The 15,649-nt window shown below is 67.4% G+C and carries 15 protein-coding genes and 1 pseudogene; 8 read left to right on the top strand and 8 right to left on the bottom strand.

Annotation, left to right across the window (positions count from 1 at the left end; genetic code table 11):
- The 6 genes and pseudogenes from KPF47_RS35020 to KPF47_RS35045 form a co-directional block, all read right to left on the bottom strand.
- Window positions 1–838, bottom strand: a pseudogene (locus tag KPF47_RS35020) (hypothetical protein); the annotation flags it as partial.
- A gap of 78 nt (window positions 839–916) precedes the next feature.
- The gene (locus KPF47_RS35025; RefSeq protein WP_224392846.1) at window positions 917–2,125 is read right to left on the bottom strand and encodes an amidohydrolase family protein; all 1,209 of its coding nucleotides are present in this window, start codon (window positions 2,123–2,125) and stop codon (window positions 917–919) included.
- A gap of 26 nt (window positions 2,126–2,151) precedes the next feature.
- Window positions 2,152–3,324, bottom strand: coding sequence for a hypothetical protein (locus KPF47_RS35030; RefSeq protein WP_224392847.1), 1,173 nt, complete (start codon window positions 3,322–3,324; stop codon window positions 2,152–2,154).
- On the bottom strand, window positions 3,321–3,842 hold the full coding sequence (locus KPF47_RS35035; RefSeq protein WP_224392848.1) for a hypothetical protein: 522 nt from the start codon (window positions 3,840–3,842) through the stop codon (window positions 3,321–3,323). Before KPF47_RS35035 ends, KPF47_RS35030 begins: the two co-directional genes overlap by 4 nt.
- 97 nt (window positions 3,843–3,939) lie before the next feature.
- Window positions 3,940–4,407 carry a hypothetical protein gene (locus tag KPF47_RS35040; RefSeq protein ID WP_224392849.1) on the bottom strand — a complete coding sequence of 156 codons (468 nt, stop codon included), beginning with the start codon at window positions 4,405–4,407 and terminating at the stop codon, window positions 3,940–3,942.
- A gap of 50 nt (window positions 4,408–4,457) precedes the next feature.
- The gene (locus KPF47_RS35045) at window positions 4,458–4,910 is read right to left on the bottom strand and encodes a helix-turn-helix domain-containing protein (protein ID WP_224392850.1); all 453 of its coding nucleotides are present in this window, start codon (window positions 4,908–4,910) and stop codon (window positions 4,458–4,460) included.
- Between the two features lie 579 nt (window positions 4,911–5,489).
- Here KPF47_RS35045 and KPF47_RS35050 point away from each other — a divergent pair.
- The 5 genes from KPF47_RS35050 to KPF47_RS35070 all read left to right on the top strand — a co-directional run bounded on the left by KPF47_RS35050 (window position 5,490) and on the right by KPF47_RS35070 (window position 10,626).
- Entirely contained in the window at window positions 5,490–6,029 is a 540-nt protein-coding gene (locus tag KPF47_RS35050; protein ID WP_224392851.1) for a hypothetical protein, read from the top strand.
- A gap of 314 nt (window positions 6,030–6,343) precedes the next feature.
- On the top strand, window positions 6,344–7,357 hold the full coding sequence (locus tag KPF47_RS35055; RefSeq protein WP_224392852.1) for a MinD/ParA family protein: 1,014 nt from the start codon (window positions 6,344–6,346) through the stop codon (window positions 7,355–7,357).
- Window positions 7,354–8,475, top strand: a complete 1,122-nt coding sequence (locus tag KPF47_RS35060) for a glycoside hydrolase family 16 protein (protein ID WP_224392853.1) — start codon at window positions 7,354–7,356, stop codon at window positions 8,473–8,475. The genes KPF47_RS35055 and KPF47_RS35060 overlap by 4 nt, the downstream gene beginning before the upstream one ends.
- A gap of 194 nt (window positions 8,476–8,669) precedes the next feature.
- The gene (locus KPF47_RS35065) at window positions 8,670–9,359 is read left to right on the top strand and encodes a hypothetical protein (RefSeq protein WP_224392862.1); all 690 of its coding nucleotides are present in this window, start codon (window positions 8,670–8,672) and stop codon (window positions 9,357–9,359) included.
- A 331-nt stretch (window positions 9,360–9,690) separates the two neighbouring features.
- Window positions 9,691–10,626 (top strand): transglycosylase family protein, encoded by a 936-nt coding sequence (locus KPF47_RS35070; protein WP_224392863.1) that lies wholly within the window; start codon window positions 9,691–9,693, stop codon window positions 10,624–10,626.
- On the opposite strand, the gene KPF47_RS35075 is transcribed toward KPF47_RS35070, so the two are convergent.
- Window positions 10,542–12,557, bottom strand: coding sequence for a site-specific integrase (locus KPF47_RS35075; RefSeq protein WP_224392854.1), 2,016 nt, complete (start codon window positions 12,555–12,557; stop codon window positions 10,542–10,544). The genes KPF47_RS35070 and KPF47_RS35075 overlap by 85 nt on opposite strands.
- A gap of 132 nt (window positions 12,558–12,689) precedes the next feature.
- Window positions 12,690–13,838 (bottom strand): tyrosine-type recombinase/integrase, encoded by a 1,149-nt coding sequence (locus KPF47_RS35080; protein ID WP_308015575.1) that lies wholly within the window; start codon window positions 13,836–13,838, stop codon window positions 12,690–12,692.
- 84 nt (window positions 13,839–13,922) lie between these two features.
- Between KPF47_RS35080 and KPF47_RS35085 the strand changes: the two genes are divergently transcribed.
- The 3 genes from KPF47_RS35085 (at window position 13,923) to KPF47_RS35095 (ending at window position 15,644) form a co-directional block, all read left to right on the top strand.
- The gene (locus KPF47_RS35085; RefSeq protein WP_374108941.1) at window positions 13,923–14,078 is read left to right on the top strand and encodes a transglycosylase family protein; all 156 of its coding nucleotides are present in this window, start codon (window positions 13,923–13,925) and stop codon (window positions 14,076–14,078) included.
- Window positions 14,079–14,226: 148 nt separating this feature from the next.
- A complete protein-coding gene (locus tag KPF47_RS35090) occupies window positions 14,227–15,276 on the top strand; it encodes a hypothetical protein (RefSeq protein WP_224392855.1) in 1,050 nt (349 codons plus the stop codon).
- 47 nt (window positions 15,277–15,323) lie between these two features.
- A complete protein-coding gene (locus tag KPF47_RS35095) occupies window positions 15,324–15,644 on the top strand; it encodes a hypothetical protein (RefSeq protein ID WP_224392856.1) in 321 nt (106 codons plus the stop codon).
- Window positions 15,645–15,649: the final 5 nt, after the last annotated feature.

Below are 15,649 nucleotides of genomic sequence, written 5' to 3' on the forward strand. Positions count from 1 at the left end.
CCCACGCTTGTTGTTGGTCGCGGCAGCCGTGCAGCGGGGACCACGGCAGCACCGCGGGCCAGGCGGTGGTGCCGGTCAGATCGAACACGAGAACGGGTCCCGCGTCGGGCCGGCGAGCGCGGGACAACGCCGACAGCTCCAACAGATCCGGTTTCGTGGTCGAGCACAGCAACGCGCCCGGGGCGTCGATGCAGATCCCGCACAGCCAGCAGCGGGTCTTCCCGGACTGGGTCGGTGCCAGCACCCCGGTCGGGTTCGTAAACGGCGCCCACAACTGACCGCACGCCGCACACGTCGGTAGCGGGATCCCCACCTCCCCCGGCGCCGCCGCACGGACCTGGGCGGCACTCATACCCGGCCGAGTCCGAGCGGCGGAGGCCCGGCACGCCTTCACCGACAGCTCCGCGGCGATCTCAGCAGTGGTGGCATGCCCAGCCGGGACCGGCGCCACCCGCGCCAGCGCGGTGCTGACCAGCCCCGGACGGGACCGCCGCGACCGGCGACCACCCCGACGCCGTCGTGCGGCGGCCCAGCCCGCGATCATCATCGCGGCCACGAGCACCGTCGCGGCACCAATCAGGCAATTCCGGAACAAGCCCGGCACCACGAACAGATGTGCAGTGGTCGACCCGGCCGGGGCCGGAACCCGCAACAGCCGCCCCACCAGATCGACAACATCCGCAGGCCCAAGGAATAGCCACCGCGGCGCACCGGAAATCAGCCCGGCGACCAGGGCAGCGGTCTCGACACACACCAAGACACAGGCACCGAGGAACACGGTGATCATCAGGTGGGCGTAGTCGTCTTTCCACGACGAGGCTCCTGGTGTAGTGCTCACACCTGCTCCCTCACTGTTGTACACGATCGCACCAGCCCGATTGTGGTTGCTCGTGTGTGATTGCGACTATGGCCTGAGTCAGACGACACGGTGCCCGCGCGTCATGACGAGGTGCAGGCGGCGCAGGTAGTCAAGATCGTCGCGCGGGTCCCCGGACGCAACAATAAGGTCAGCATAGAGTCCTGCACGGATCCTGCCGGTCTGTTCGCTGATTCTGAGATTATCGGCTGCTGTCCCGGTTACGTGGGTGATGACTTCGGAGCGTGTGAATCCGCGCTCTACGTAATGCTCCAAGGAGGTCGGGAAGTCGTCAAAAATAGCATTGGGCAGGCCGGAATCGCTGCCGATGAGAATTGGCACCCCATGTGCTCGGAGCCATGGCAGGTGGTCACCGATCCGGTGGTCATCGGGGAACGGTAAAAGATCGGCTAGCATCCGCCACTGAGGCGGTGCGGTATCGCCTGCAATAATTGATGCAGTGGCCATCTTGCTTGCGATCTCATCGGAAAGGTCCATCTTTTTCTTAGCTGCCCACCAGCCGCAGTGCTCAATAGTGTGCACGCCAGCATCAACGCATACCTTGATCGTTTTTGTGGCGTGCGCGTGGGCGGCTACAGGGGTCCCATAAGCGCTCGCTCGCCGGACGATGTAGGCCAGGTCGGAAGAAGAGAACTGGGAGTCGAACATCGACGGTCCGCGCGGCGTCATCTGGCCGCCACCAGCCATGACCTTGATCCAGTCCGCTTTCGCTGCAGCGAGTCCTTCGATATGTTTGTCGATTTGGCTGTGGTTAGCGACTTCCCCGCCGAGGAACCAGCAGTGACCTTGGGGGATGGTGAGTGGGGTTCCTGAGGAAAGGATACGAGGCCCCAGGGTTTCGCCTCGGTCAATCTGATCTCTGAGCGAGATCACGAGTCCCCGACTGTCTCCGAGATCTCGCACTGTTGTGCACCCACCTGTGAGCACTGATAGGGCGTTCCTCTGGATCAGATTTGTCAGCGTGGTGTGATCGCCGTCAGCGGCGGTAGCGAAAGGCTGTGGGCTCAGGTCACCGCAGAGGTGTACGTGGGCGTTGATCAGGCCGGGCAGTAGCGTTCCGCCCGGAAAGTCCAGCCGTGTAGCGCTGGGTTCAGCATGAATACTGACGTCTGCAAGGTCGCCGACAACGTGGATCACGTTGTCACGGACAAGTACCGCCGCGGGGCGAGGCGCGGTGGCCCGCTGTCCGCCTGCGATTGTTTCCGGATCTCCATCGATGATGTTGGCGGCGGTGATGAGAGTGTCCATTGGCGGCAACTTTCCGAACTATGAGGTCAGAGGGAGCTGTTTTCCGGTTCTGCTTGAATGACGGCGTACTCCTTGAGATAGATCGGGCCTACGCGGCCGAGCGCCAGGGATACAGATATCAGATGTTTGACTACCTGGTCATCGTCGGTCGTATCGAACGGAACTCCGGCTTCAGGTAAAGAGTCGAGCACCCGGGCAAGGGCCAGCGGCCGCCCCCCGGTATCATTATTGCGATTGCGCCCGTACCCGTCCTGACACCGCTGAACGCGTTCGCCAGAGATATCCCGCATCAGTTGTGCCAGCTTGCATCGACCGGAATTTAGGAGAGAATTGTCGGTGTCGGTGTCGGTGTCGGTGTCGGTGGGCTGTGCTGGGCGTTGCAGCCCCGGGTAAGCCCATTTTATCGCGTCGTTCAGGGGGCGAAGCTTCTGCCACCGGCGAGCTCTAGAATAGAGGTGTGCCAGGTTTCGGAAGCCGTCCACCATCGCCGGGAGCAGCAAGCCTACGATAAGTGTCGGGAATCCCGTGACGACGAAAAGTTTCTCGGAGACTGATGTGATCAGAGGACGTTCGCCCGAGACGAAGTGACTGAAGCTCTGTCCTATATCCCGGCTCAGCCGAGTACAGATGAGGAGGAGATCTCCTGCCGCTGCCACTGCGGCCGACCACCGCAGCAAACGATTCCGGAAGGTCCGCGCAAATATAATATTCCACCGCAGCTGTGAGATCAGACAGTATAGAACGTATCCGCCGATCACATAGTAGAAAAGAAGCACGTGGAAGTGGGCGAGATTCTCGTCAGACGCATACAAGCTCACCCCCGGCGGCAGCGTGACAGCAAGCACGCACATCGCGACGATAGTCGCACACAGGGCAGCTGCTTCCAGGAGAAGCCGCTTTCTACGGAGGCGCCCGTCAGCGCTCTTGTACAGGTGGAGTAGCTGAAGACCAAAGAACCCCATAGCCTGAGGGATGTTCCGAAACACGACCCCTTCCGATGTACTGCCATACGTCGACAGAAATTCAATCGGCGAGTTTTCGCGAACAGTGGTCGCAATCATCAAAGCAAAGAGGATTGTCACGACCCCCCAGGCTGCCCAGTTGGACGGATCGCGCCGAATCTCGTTCACCTTATACGTGATAGCAGCGAGGAATGATATGCCGATGGCCGTAATGATGATCTGGGCAGCGACGTTCACCGGAACCCCCGCAGGGCGCGCCCGCCGACGGCACGTGCGTAAAGACGTTCACTCTCACTAAGACCGCTAGCGTCGATATCAATCAAAGGAGCTGGTCGATTTGCCATCTCAACGAGGATAGCGGCGGAGGTCTCCGCCTCCCACTCTTTCCAGGAGCTGAAATACTTGCCCGCCCCGGGCTCCTGATTTTCTTTGTCGATCTCTGTGAAGTTTCCACAGAGCATCTCCCCGCCGCGGGGGTGATTCCGCGCGATATGAGTCAGCTCATGACATATTATGTAGCTTTGGTAAGGAATTGACACGTCCGCAGCATGGACGATGAGGTACTCGTCAGGGAACGGAACTAGCGATCCGAACCCGACTCCGGATACTCCTGGAATCGTGTGGCCTTCAACGTTGATACTCTTGCCCAAACGTTCGGCTAGTCTCTGACACAGGATCCATGGGTCCAGCCTGCTCACGATTCCGAGATCCTTTAAAAGCGTCCGCCAAAATTTTCTGAGCTCGGCATCTGTCATCGGGATCTGCAGGCAATCATCATGGGGCGTCGGTGCGACCATTGGGCGGCGGTCTCCTGCATGTCGTGGTGACGGTCCGTAGGGCGGTGTGGCACGATCAGTTCTGCTGCAGCTGGTATTGACGATTTCGAGATATTTCAACCAACTTCACGCAGATGGCTGCTCGGATGGGACGAGCTGGCTGAACACGACACACCACCGGCCTATCCACGCCACTCTCAGAGAGAAGACGTACTAGCAATTCCTCCTCTGCTCGTTCCGCCACCGCGCTGTCGGTGATATATCCGTCTGCCACCCCAAGTGTCCGCGTAAAAAATTCCGTAAACTCTGGCGCTATGACGCGATCGCGACCGCGCATCACATCGTCGAGTGCGTCCAAATCAGCTCTTCGAAAAGTGCCGTCAGTGATCCGCTCCAGTCGCGCACGGAGTCGCCGACTCGTGGTTCCGCTGGCGGCATCATCGAAACGTCCACCCTCGCACAGAAACCCGAGCCGCCGGAGCCGATCCAACGGACCGAGCAACGCAACCGAATCATAGAGAAGGCGCTCGACCTCAGCATCCATGCCAGACCCGGTTCGTGAAGACTCTTCCGCGCAGCCGATAGCCAACGTGTTCAGACGTCATCCGCACTGCTGCTCTCCTTCGTTCGACTCCGCTTCTGGATGAGGTCGGTCAGCAACTCATCGAACGCGACTCGCTGGCTCGCATTAAGAGCCGCGGCGCGATAAGCAACATCCTGCACCTGGGCATCCCGCATAGCGGCGCGAAGACTTATCTGTGCCTCCACCGCACGGACTGCCTCGGGATCATCCAGCAGGTACCCGACACGCACTCCGAAAAAGTCCGCGATGCCCTTCAGGACCCGAAGCGTCGGGTTCCCCGTCATCCCCCGCCGCAGCTGAGACAGGTACGACTCCGACAACTCGACGTCAGCCTCATTGACCGCCGCAACGAGCTCTCGCCCGCTGTACCGACGGTCCTCGCCCTCCGGACGAACATGCTCGAACAGGTAGTTCAGCCGCGCGGTCAAGCCACCATCTGAGCTGCCGTCCGTCGTCGCTGCCATCGCGCGCTGCCTCCTCGCTGAGCGGCGCCCGCCACCCCCGAGCGAGGCTACGGGATTTATCGGCGTGCATGTCTGGTTGATGAAGTTCTGGCGAAGTGCCCGTCTGGTCCTGTACCTTCACTATCGTGATTTGATCAGATACATCCAGCGGTGCACCTCAGAGGGAGGTTGAGCGATGGAGGACCCGTCCAGCAGTCACGTGCTACACCAGAGAGCTGGCGACCTTACCCCTGGTGGAAGCACATGGAGGCCGCAGTCTCAGCTTCTCGGCACCGTCCATGGGGCGTCGGTTTGATGCCGCGCCGGCGCGTCCCGACGCCCCCAACGACTTCGTCCACATGGCGAACAGCCCCAGGACTTGGCGAGAGCCCAGGCCTCCCCGCCATCCCGATCGACGAGACCTCACCACCAGCGGCCGTGCACGTCATCACACCGAGAGGTCCACGCTCCACAGCTCTCGCCGAAGTCACAGCGCCTGATGAGACCGAGACGGATGCCGAACTGACTCCACCACAGATCCGCCTCGATGAGGAGATTTCTCCGACGAAGCCTCAGGCCCGCCGGCGATCCCTGACTCGTGTGTCCGTCGAGCCGTCGTTCACCCGGTCGGTTCGGTCGTGGGAGCGGGTGTCCGATGTGGAGGCGTCGTCGTTCGCGGGACGGTTCGCGTGTGATTTCCAGTCGTTCGACGAGGACGATCCGTGGCGGCGTGCCGAGGTCCTCCGCGAAGTCCTCGCGGACGCGCAGGCCTCTACGTGGGGCTGGTCGGGTGTCGGTCGTCAGCGGGCGGATGCGCCGTTGCCGGGGCGGTTGTATCGGCGGTCGGACACGGTGGTGTTCGTCGAGGTGCTCGTCCGCGCCACCCCGTACATCCGTGCTCCGGTGCCTGGTCCTGGCGCCGATCCCGAGAACGAGAGTGAACGCGGCGGCCTGGCGGAGCCGCCGGGGACGATCGGCCGCTCCTGCGCCCCACCGGAAGCGGATGCGTCGTGGACCGCGGCCGAGCCGCGCTGGGTGCGGATGACGGTGCCGGTCACTCGTGCCCCGGAGGACGGCCGTCTGGTCGTCGATCCTGGTCTGTTGTCCGGGCCTGTCGATGAGCAGGCAGGTAGCCGCTGATGTCGAGCAGTAATCACGTGCCGTCTCCGGTGGAGACCGCGGCGACGACGGCGCCGTCGTGGCTGGCCGATGGGGCTGCGGCGTGGGCCGCTCCCGGCGCCCCGAGCACGCCCGAGTCGATGGCGGCCGCAGCGGCGGCTCCGGAAGTCCCCGTCGAGCAGCCGGCGCCGAGCGAGTCCCCAGAGCAGCTGTTGTCTGCTGCCCCTGGCGCTGGCCCGCGGCCCGTTCGGCCTGCGGCCGAGCCGCCGGGAACGGCGGCGGCGCCGTTCTGGAACACCGACGACGCCGTAGGCTCTGTCGGCCAGGACACTCCGGTGGTCGGTTTCTCTGACGGTGGTGCGTTCGCCGATGTGGTGCGCCCGAAACTCGTGGCGCCGACCCGCGGCTGGCGGGCCGCCGTCTACGCCGTAACCGGTGGGCGGTGGAATCCCGGGCTGTCCGAGGCCGAACTCCGCCGGAAGGACCAGGTCCGCCGCATCACGACACCGCTGTCGGGGCCCTACAGCGTCGCGGTCGGGTCGATCAAAGGTGGTGTCGGGAAGACGACGTGCACCGGTCTGCTCGGGTTGGCGATGGCCGAGCACCGCGGGGACCGGGTCATCGCGATCGACGCAAATCCCGATGCCGGGACGCTCGGGGATCGTCTCGTTGGGGAGGTCCAGGCGGGTAAGCGGACGGTGCGGGACCTGTTGCGCGATCTGGACCAGGTCCGTACTTCTACGCAGTTGTCGGGTTACACCCATCTCGCCGGACGCCTGCGTGTCCTCACCAGTGAGCAGGCGCCGGAGTTGTCGGAGATGTTCTCCGAGCGCGACTACGAGCGTGTCCTACACCTGTTGTCGATCTACCACGAGCTGCTCCTCACCGACTGTGGGACGGGTCTGGTGCACTCGGCGATGCAGGGCACCCTGCGCCACGCCGATTCCCTGGTGGTGGTGGGGGCCCCGACCAAGGACGGTGCATCGCGGGCGGCCCGGACGTTGCAGTGGCTCGCCACCCACCAGACCGCGCCCGGCCGGTTCCCGTACCAAGACCTGGTCCGTGACGCCGTGGTCGTCCTGTCCTGTGACCGGCAGTCCCGCTACGTCGACGACACCGTCATCCACGACTACTTCGCCTCCCGGGTCCGAGCAGTGGTCGAACTTCCCGCCGACCCGCACCTGGCAACCGGGGACATCATCGATCTGGATGCCCTGGCCCCGGCCACCCGCGATGCGGTTCTCGAGCTCGCCGCCGTGGTCGCCGACGGCTTCCAGGGCCGCCGCACGCACGGCCTGGCCGCACACGGCTTCCGCGACGACCATGCCGGTCGCGAGGTGGGCCGGTGATCGGGTCCGGGCTGGTCGGTGCGGTGGTGGGGGCGGTGACGTCGTTGGCGGTCGCGGTCGCCCCGCCCGCTCCCGTACCCGCAGATACCCAGGTCGAGTGCGGGTGGCGCATTACAGCGGTGCACGTGCTGGCCGAACTCACCGACGACACCAGCGACCGGGCCGCGATGTGGCGGGCGGCGTTGACCAGCGTCGGCGCCCACCGGCCCGGGTTCGTCCCCGCCACCTGCTACCAGACCGGGGATCGGTCGGGTAATCATGAAAACGGATCCAATGATCATCCAGAACAGAACGAACAGAACGGGCAGGTGCCGGCGCAGGCACCGGACCCGGCCGCGCCTGGCTCGTCTGATCCGCCAGCCGCACAGGACCAGAGCGGCAGCGCTGGTGAGGTGTTCGGGTGGGGTACCCCGGATGTCGTCGACGACTTCACCGGCCAGCAGTTGGGCCCGGGCTGGAATGCCTATGACGGCCCCGGACACGCCGGGAACGGCGTCCGCTCCCCGGCAGCGGCGACCATCGCTGACGGCGTCCTGACGATCGACGGCACCGGGGACGGCACGACCGCCGGCCTGGCCTGGACCTCGAACGCGCAGAAATACGGACGCTGGGAAGTCCGGATGCGCGCACCCACTGGGTCCCCCTCCTACAACGCGCTGGCCCTGCTCTGGCCCACTGAAGAAAATTTCCCGGTCGGTGGGGAGATCGACTTCGCCGAGATCATGGACCCGGCCCGGGACAAGGTCGAGTTGTTCCTGCACTACGGGGCGGACAACTCCCAGGTCCACGGCGAACTCCAGGTGGATGCCACCCGGTGGCACAACTACGCCGTCGAATGGACACCGCAGGGCGTGACCGCGTTCGTCGACGGCCGCGAGTGGTGGAAGACAGAAGACACTTCCATCCTGCCGCCCGGGCCGATGCACTTGTGCCTACAGCTGGACTGGTTCCCCCGCGGGGACAACGAGTCCGGGCAGATGCAGGTCGATTGGGTCAAGCAGTGGGGCCTCGCCGCCGGCGACGGTGCCTCCACCGACTCGGCGGGCAGCAAGGGCTCCACCGATGCCGACTCCAGCACGTCGATCACCGACGAGATCAACAACGTGGGTAGGTCCTAGACGCCCACCACCAGCCCGTTCGCCCGTGACTCGTCCGCTCCCCTGCTGACCTGGAGGTTCCCCGAATGTCTCCGCTTCCGCGCTCGGCTCGACGGCGTTCGTTTCGTGGTCGTGCTGCGCGGCCGTCGTGGGCCGACCACGTCCCGCAACACCGTCTGCCGGGCCGTCTGCCTGCGCGGGCGTCGTCGGCGCCGGTGGTGGCGCGCCGGTCCGCGGTCGCGGTCCTGACCGCGACCGCGCTACTCGGCGCCAGCGCCTACACCGCCACCGCCCTCACCACCGACCCACGCCAGAGCCCGGTGACGGTGCTCGAGCTGACCGCCAACGGAACTTGCGATAATCGCAAGGCCGCCCGTCAACACGCAGCCGCGACCGCGACCCGTGACCAGGCGCGGGCGCTGCTCACCGATCTCACCGTGTCCGACGACCCGGCCGACCACGCCCTCGCCGACGAGATATCTGGTCTCGGGTTCCGGCCCGCGACCCAGCCAGTCGGCTGGCGGCAGCACGCCGTCGACGTCTCCGACCAGCTACACCACCTGAACACCACCGACCCACAGCTCAGCGAGGTCGGTGTGCGGCTGGCCGCGGCCGGGCTCGGCCCCACCCCCGCCGACCTGATCACCCCCGCCGCCTGCGGCGGACCTGCTCGACGACAACCACGCCGCCGCCGCGGTCGGCGCTCTGGACCAGGCCCGCGCCGCTGCCGCAGCACCACCAGCCGCGCCACCCGTCGCACCGGCGGCGCCGGTGGAACGGTCGCGGGCGGCTGTGCCGCCGGTCCCGGCGGCCTGCACCGACCACAACCGCCCGGCCCCGGCTGCGCCGGGACCGCCACCCGCGGGGGACAAGAACACGCAGACCAGCGCCACTCCGGCCGCTGAACCGGCAGCACCACCGCCCTCGGCTCTACCTACGGCAGCCGCACCGACCACGCCGATACCGACGACCACCGCTGCCCCTGCCCCCGACACCGAGAAGACGACCGCAACCGACAGCGGCAACGACACCGACGACAACAGCCAGGACACGACCGCTCTCACCCCAAGCAGCAGGGCATCCGGGCCACCGCCCTCAGCACCGGACACAGCACCGCGCTCGACCTCGGCGACGGCAAACAGCGTCGTCACCGACATCCAGACCAGCCCAAGGCAGGCCCCATCGACCGAGGACATCGCGACGGCGCGGGCGGCGATCAGCATGGTCAGCGACCTGATGGCCGCCATCACCGCCTCCGGTGACACCGACGCCACCCGGATCGGCACGTCGGTCCTCGACGCTCTGGACCGAGACCATCTCGCGGCGCTGGGCGCCGACCCCGCTGACCTGGACGCCCTCGACCGCCTCCGCGCCACCACCAGCAGCCGAGACGGCGACACCACGATGGCCCCGACCCAGGCGTCCGGCGCGCAGGTCCCGTCGCCGGACAGGCCCTCGGCTCCGCTCTCGACCCCGGCTGCAGAGACACCGACGGAGACGTCGTCCAGCGCGGCCAGTGTCCAGCCCGGGGCGCCGATCAACCGCACCCAGACCAGCAACAGCAGCACCGACGACAGCACGTCCGGTTCCGCTATCGGTGCTGGCCAGACGGCTGCGGAAAGCGCTGGCCAGGACGCGAGCACGGCCTCCGGGCCGCAGACAGGTAGCAGCTCACCGGCGCCGGGTTCGGTGTCGTCGAGTATCGCGGCGTTGACCGCCCAGGCCCGCGCCGCTGCCGCAGTCGACCCGGTCGCGGCGGACCTCCTCGATGCCCTCGACCGCAACACCACCAGCGCTGACCTGACCCAGGGCCGGGCCGGTGACACGCCCAGCAGCACCGATCCCGACGGGAACGACACCGTTGAGAACGACACCGTTGAGAACGGCACTGCTGGTGAGCAGCCGCACAGGACCACGCCGCGGGACGAGCCGCCGCCGAAGGCGACGGATAGAGGAGTGACAACCCCGGCGACGGACTCGACCTTCGACAAGCTAGCCCACTGCGAATCCGGCGGTGACTGGAGCACCAACACCGGTAACGGCTACCACGGTGTTATCCGAACAGATCTGCAGCGGGATGACGTAGATCACTGCTCGTCGGGGCTGGGTGGAGTGTTCGCAGGGATCTGGACGTCGATCAGCGCGACGTTGCTCTCGAAGTTGGTGTCATGAGGGCATCCGCAAGTGTCAAGCTCATCCAGGAGTTCCTGGACCCGCCGCGCCGTCCGTTGGTGTCGCTCAGCCTCCCGATCCCAGCCGCGAGTCTCTGCGTCGCAGATGAGCTGTTGCTCGGTCTCGAGCCGGATGCGGAGTCGGGGGGCGTAGTCGGGGGTGGTGACGAACTTCGAGCAGGTCAGGTAGAGGTCGCACTCACAGGGCCCCTCCTGGGGCAGGCGCAGGCAGCGGCCGAGTTCGAGCTCGGTCTTGAAGAAGTTCGTCGACAACCAGTTCACGGCCTCCGTGGTGAGATCGCCGCTGCGGATGGCCTCGGCCTGCGGGCCGGCCAGGACCGCGCCGGGAGCGAGGACGGCCTGGTAGTCGGCGAGGACGACGGGATCGGACAGACTGGTGTAGGTCATCGACATGCCCGCGGAGCGGTGTCCGAGGACCTTCATGATGGTCTGGATCTTCGCGCCGCGTTCACCGAGCTGGGTGCCCATGGTGTGCCGGAAGCGGTGCGGGTGGACCAGCGCCTTGCCATCGTCGTCGACCAGGCCCAACGCGCGGCAGACCTCGGTCAGCCCGACCTTGAACAGGTAGTCCGGGCTGGCCAGGCGCCCGTTGCGCAGGAACAGGTAGCGAACCGTCCGGCCGAGTCGCTGGTCGAACAGCGGCTGGTCGGTCTGCGCGCAGCGACGCGCGGCCAGGTCGCGGACGGCCTCGGCTGCCTCGGGGTGGATCGGGACGACCCGTTCCTTGGCCGACTTGCCCGCGGCCAGGCGCAGGCGGTGGGTGCCGTCGGGGTAGGTGTCGAGGCAGTCCAGCTCGAGCTTGCGGATCTCCCCGCTGCGGGCCCCGCTCCAGCGGGCGACCAACAGTGCAGTGCGCTGCAGCGGATCAGCCAGGGCGCGGATGCCGTCCATGAGCGGGTCGAGCTGCTCGGCGGGGATGAACCGTGGGACGCGCTCGATCCTGCGAGGAACGTCAGAGCTGGTCAGCGGAGGTTTGGTGGGCATGTGGGGCCACTCATTGATCGCGGCGTGGCGGAAGAACCGCGCGACGTTGCCGATGACGCCGTCGCGATAGACCGCCGAGAGCGGCTGCTCGGGATGCTTCCACTTGCGCTGGTGGGGCAACCAGGCCAGGAACTCCAGCAGGGCAGGCCGGTCGAGCCCGGCCAAGGTGGTCTGCTCGGGTCGGGTCTCAGCGTGCCAGGCAGCCAGCCGCAGCAGGCCCGAGCGGACCTGGGTGACGGTGCCGGGCGCGCGTCGGACGGCGAGCTCGCGCAGATAGCGCCCCATCGCCTCCTCGACCGCGGGGACCGCGCTGAGCGCGGCCGGCGGGCGGGGTTGCTTGCGCAGCGGCAGGGCCTCGATGAACCCGGCGTGGAACAGCGCGACCCCGGTCTGGGTGACGCTGCTGTGCCAAGCCTGCGGGAACCCGGACTGCATCCGGACCTTCAGGTCGAGCTGCTCGATCTCGGGCAGCGAGGTAACGGTGCGGATGGCCGTGCGCAACTCGTCGATCTCGGCCAGGGACAACGTCGTGAGGTCGGGGTCGGCGCGGTGCAGGATCAGCCGCGGCAGCGCCCAGGGCAGGCTCTTGTTGACGCTGGGGACCGACAGACCCCGTCCGAGCTCCTGCTCACGCAGGGCGGCCATCTGCGCGCGCAGCGGCAGGCTCAGCCCGTCGGCGATGGCGAGGATCCGCAGGTTCGCCGCCCCGAACAGCCACGGCCAGTCCAGGCGCCGCCGCCCGGTCAACGACAGGTAGAACAGGTAGGGCCGCGCTCGGAAGCTCACCGTCGCGCCCGCCGGGTCGACCAGCGTGCCCGACGGGACGGGGCGCGCGTTGATCGTAGGACCGACCCGTTCCGCCAACGGACGACGGGCCCATCGCGTCATCGACGGGTAGTGGGCGACGAACTCCGCCCGGGCCTGCAAGCAGCATCGGTGCCCAGTTCCTCGAGCCGCGCAGCCCGCCGTGGACGAATCGCTCGTACTCATCGACCGAGGCGTGCGAGGGACCCGAGTAGCCGTCGGTGGTGCGCAGTGACCCCGAACGTCGTGGCGCGCTCATCGCGCCATGTCCGGCTGCGGGGCCTGCTCCAAAGCGGTCCGGTAGTCGTCGCGGACCTGATGGTCGGTGAGCCGGACGTAGACCTTGGTCGAGCCCGGGTGGGCGTGCCCGAGGCGGCGCATCAAGGTCAGCTCTCGCATCCCGAGCTCGGCCATCCGGGTGGCGTGGGTGTGGCGCAGGCTGTGCGGCGTCAGCCAGGGCTCGCGCACCCCGGCACGGGTCGCGGCCCGCTGGAACAGTCGGACCAGGCCGTCGTAGCTCAGCGCGTGATCTCTGCGGGCGCCTCTGCCACCGATCAGGAACAGCAGCGGGGTCTGGGCCTCCGGTGGGCGTTCGAGCAGCACGTAGCGGTTCAGGGTCGGGAGTGCCCTGTCCTCGAGCAAGTCCACCACCCGATCACGGCGGGACTTCTGCCGTGCGCCCTGCGGGTGATCGTCGCGGTGGCAGACGGTGACCCGTTTCCGACCGTAGGAGATGTCCTCCAGATGCAAGCCCAGCACCTCGCCCGGACGCAGGCCACCTTCGTGCATGAGCTCGAGCAGCGCCCGATCGCGCAGCTTGTCCAGCTGCCCCAGCAGCACCAGGTAGGTCTCGTCCGGGACCGGGCGCGGCAGCGTGTCAACGGTGCGGACCCGCAGGACCCGACGGACCGGGCGCTGATCGGCACTGGTCAGCAGCGGCGGCCGATACCGGCCCAGCACACGGGCCGAAGCCTGATCGGCCTCACGCAGGATCGGGTTCTCCACCTGCGAGTAGCCGCCGCAGCTGATCAGGAACTCATAGAACGACGACACCGCAGCCAGCACCCGATTGCAGGTTCGCGCCGACAACCGCCGCCCGTCCCCACTGACCAGACCGAGCTGGCTGCGCTGCGCCCTCCCAGCCGAGGACTGGACTCTCAGCCAAGCCAGGAACTCCGTGGCCAGCATCGGGGAGAACCCGCTGACTGGCTCGCCGCGCTCGTCGAGGAACTGCAGCAGTTTCATCAGATCGTAGGCATAAGCCCGGACCGTGTTCGGAGAGAAATCCCGCACGGCCAACGACGACAGGAACGCCGAGACCTCCGACACCGGTACACCGGAGTCCTCGACCAGCATCACCGCCGGCTCTCCCAGCCGCTCCGGCTCGCACTTCACCACTCGCATGACCGCGAACTAGATCATGAAACGCGGTCGTCTGACCTGCAGCTTCCTCGGAGTGCAGGAGAAAGTGTCCAGATAAAGGGTGGCCTGCAGTTCAGCCCGCCGACCTGGCGGGCGTTCGGTGGGGAAGGCGAAGCGCACGAGGCGTCCCGGGCCGAGCAGATCGAGGTCGCCGAGCGGGTCCAGGCCGTGCAGGGCTGGCAGGCGTGGCCGGCCTGTTCGAAGCGCCTCGGCCTCCGATGATGGCCGCCGCCGCAGCAGAACGTGTCCCCGCCCCAGGTCAGGGCGAACAGGACGTCGTCGGGGTGGTCGCGGTCGCTACCGGTGCTCTATCACCTGCTCGGCGCCGCCGTTCGTGCCGTCGTCCGTGCTCTCGGCGAGGGGTCATCCGGTGACCTCGTCCCGCAGCGCGGCCGACCTGCACGACCGCTGGGTCGCCGCCCCTGCGCCGCCGCGTAGCCCGTACGAGCTCAACCAGCTCCTCGGGTCGGCGGCGCGCTCGCGCGCTCCGGGTGGGTTGGAGATCGTCGACAACGAATTACTGGTCGACGCCACCTCCGCCGCTGCTGCGGCGGGCGGGGGTGACGGCCTGGACCCGGTCGATGCCGCCGCCGAGCTCGGCGCCACCGTCGAGACGGTGCAGGCCCGGGCGCGCACAGTGTTCCCCGATACCCGCCCGGTGTCCTGGGCGGCGTTCGGAGCCCTGATCCCGGTGTTGGCCGGATCCGCCGGAGCAGGGGCGTCGTGTGTCGCGGTGGCGATCGTCGATGCGCTGCAGGCCGATCAGCGGTGCGCGCTGCTGGTCGACGCCGATGACCCGGCCCGGTCCGGGCTCGCGTGCGCGGCCTCGTGGGAGGGGCCGTGGCTGCGCCAGGTCAACGACCACATCTCGGTGCGTTACAGCTGGCGCGCCGACGCCCTACTCGCCCGCCTGGAAACCGGGTTGCCGGCGATCACGCCGGGGATGGTGCCGGTCCCCCCGGACTGGCTCCCGGACCCGGCGCCGGAGCCGCTGCACACCACGGTGGTCGACCTCGGCCACGGCGGCTGGCGCGCCACCGCCACACCCGTCTACGGCGCCGGGGGCTGGCTACGGCGCGGCCTCCCGTCCCAACGCCCGATCCTCGTCATCCGCGCCACCCGACCCTCACTACGCCAAGCCGAACAACTCCTCGCCCGCCTGGAGCCCTGGGTACAGCGCGGGGTCGCGACCCCGATCTACCAGCTCGTGGTCAACGGCACCCGCAAATGGCCCACCGGTGTCACCGGCGCAGCCGGCCCCCGGATCGCAGCGCTGCTCGACGAAGCCCTGTTCGTGCCGCACGTCCCCGCGTGGGAGATCGGCGGGGTCACCGACGACCCCAGCCCCCCGAGGGCGGTCGACGCGTTGCGACCGCTGCTGGCCTCCTGGGGCCTGGTCACCTCCCCACGACACCGCTAACCACCCCTGCCACCTGCTGAAACCCACTTCCTGCGGAGGCACCCCTGATGTCTATCCCCCACCTACTCACCGACACACTGCTCAGCCAGATCGCGGTGCCTGCGCAGGCCATTCCGAACCCCGGGCCGCAGGCCCCGCCCGGTGCGGGTGCGATCGAGAACGTCGTCAGCTACGTCCGCTGGATCGCCGGGATCGCCGTACTCGGGCTGTTCTTCGGCGGGATCGTCGCCGCGACCGCCGGACGGATGTGGGACCACCACGGCTCCGGACGTCTCGGCGCCCGCATGATCGTCGGCAGCCTCGCCCTCGCCGTGCTGTTCGGCCTGGGCTACACCCTGGTCTCCCAGTTCGCCGCCTCCGCCGCCTGATGCCC

It is taken from the genome of Pseudonocardia sp. ICBG1293 (assembly GCF_020131355.1).
In the GTDB taxonomy this organism is placed as follows: Bacteria; Actinomycetota; Actinomycetes; order Mycobacteriales; family Pseudonocardiaceae; genus Pseudonocardia.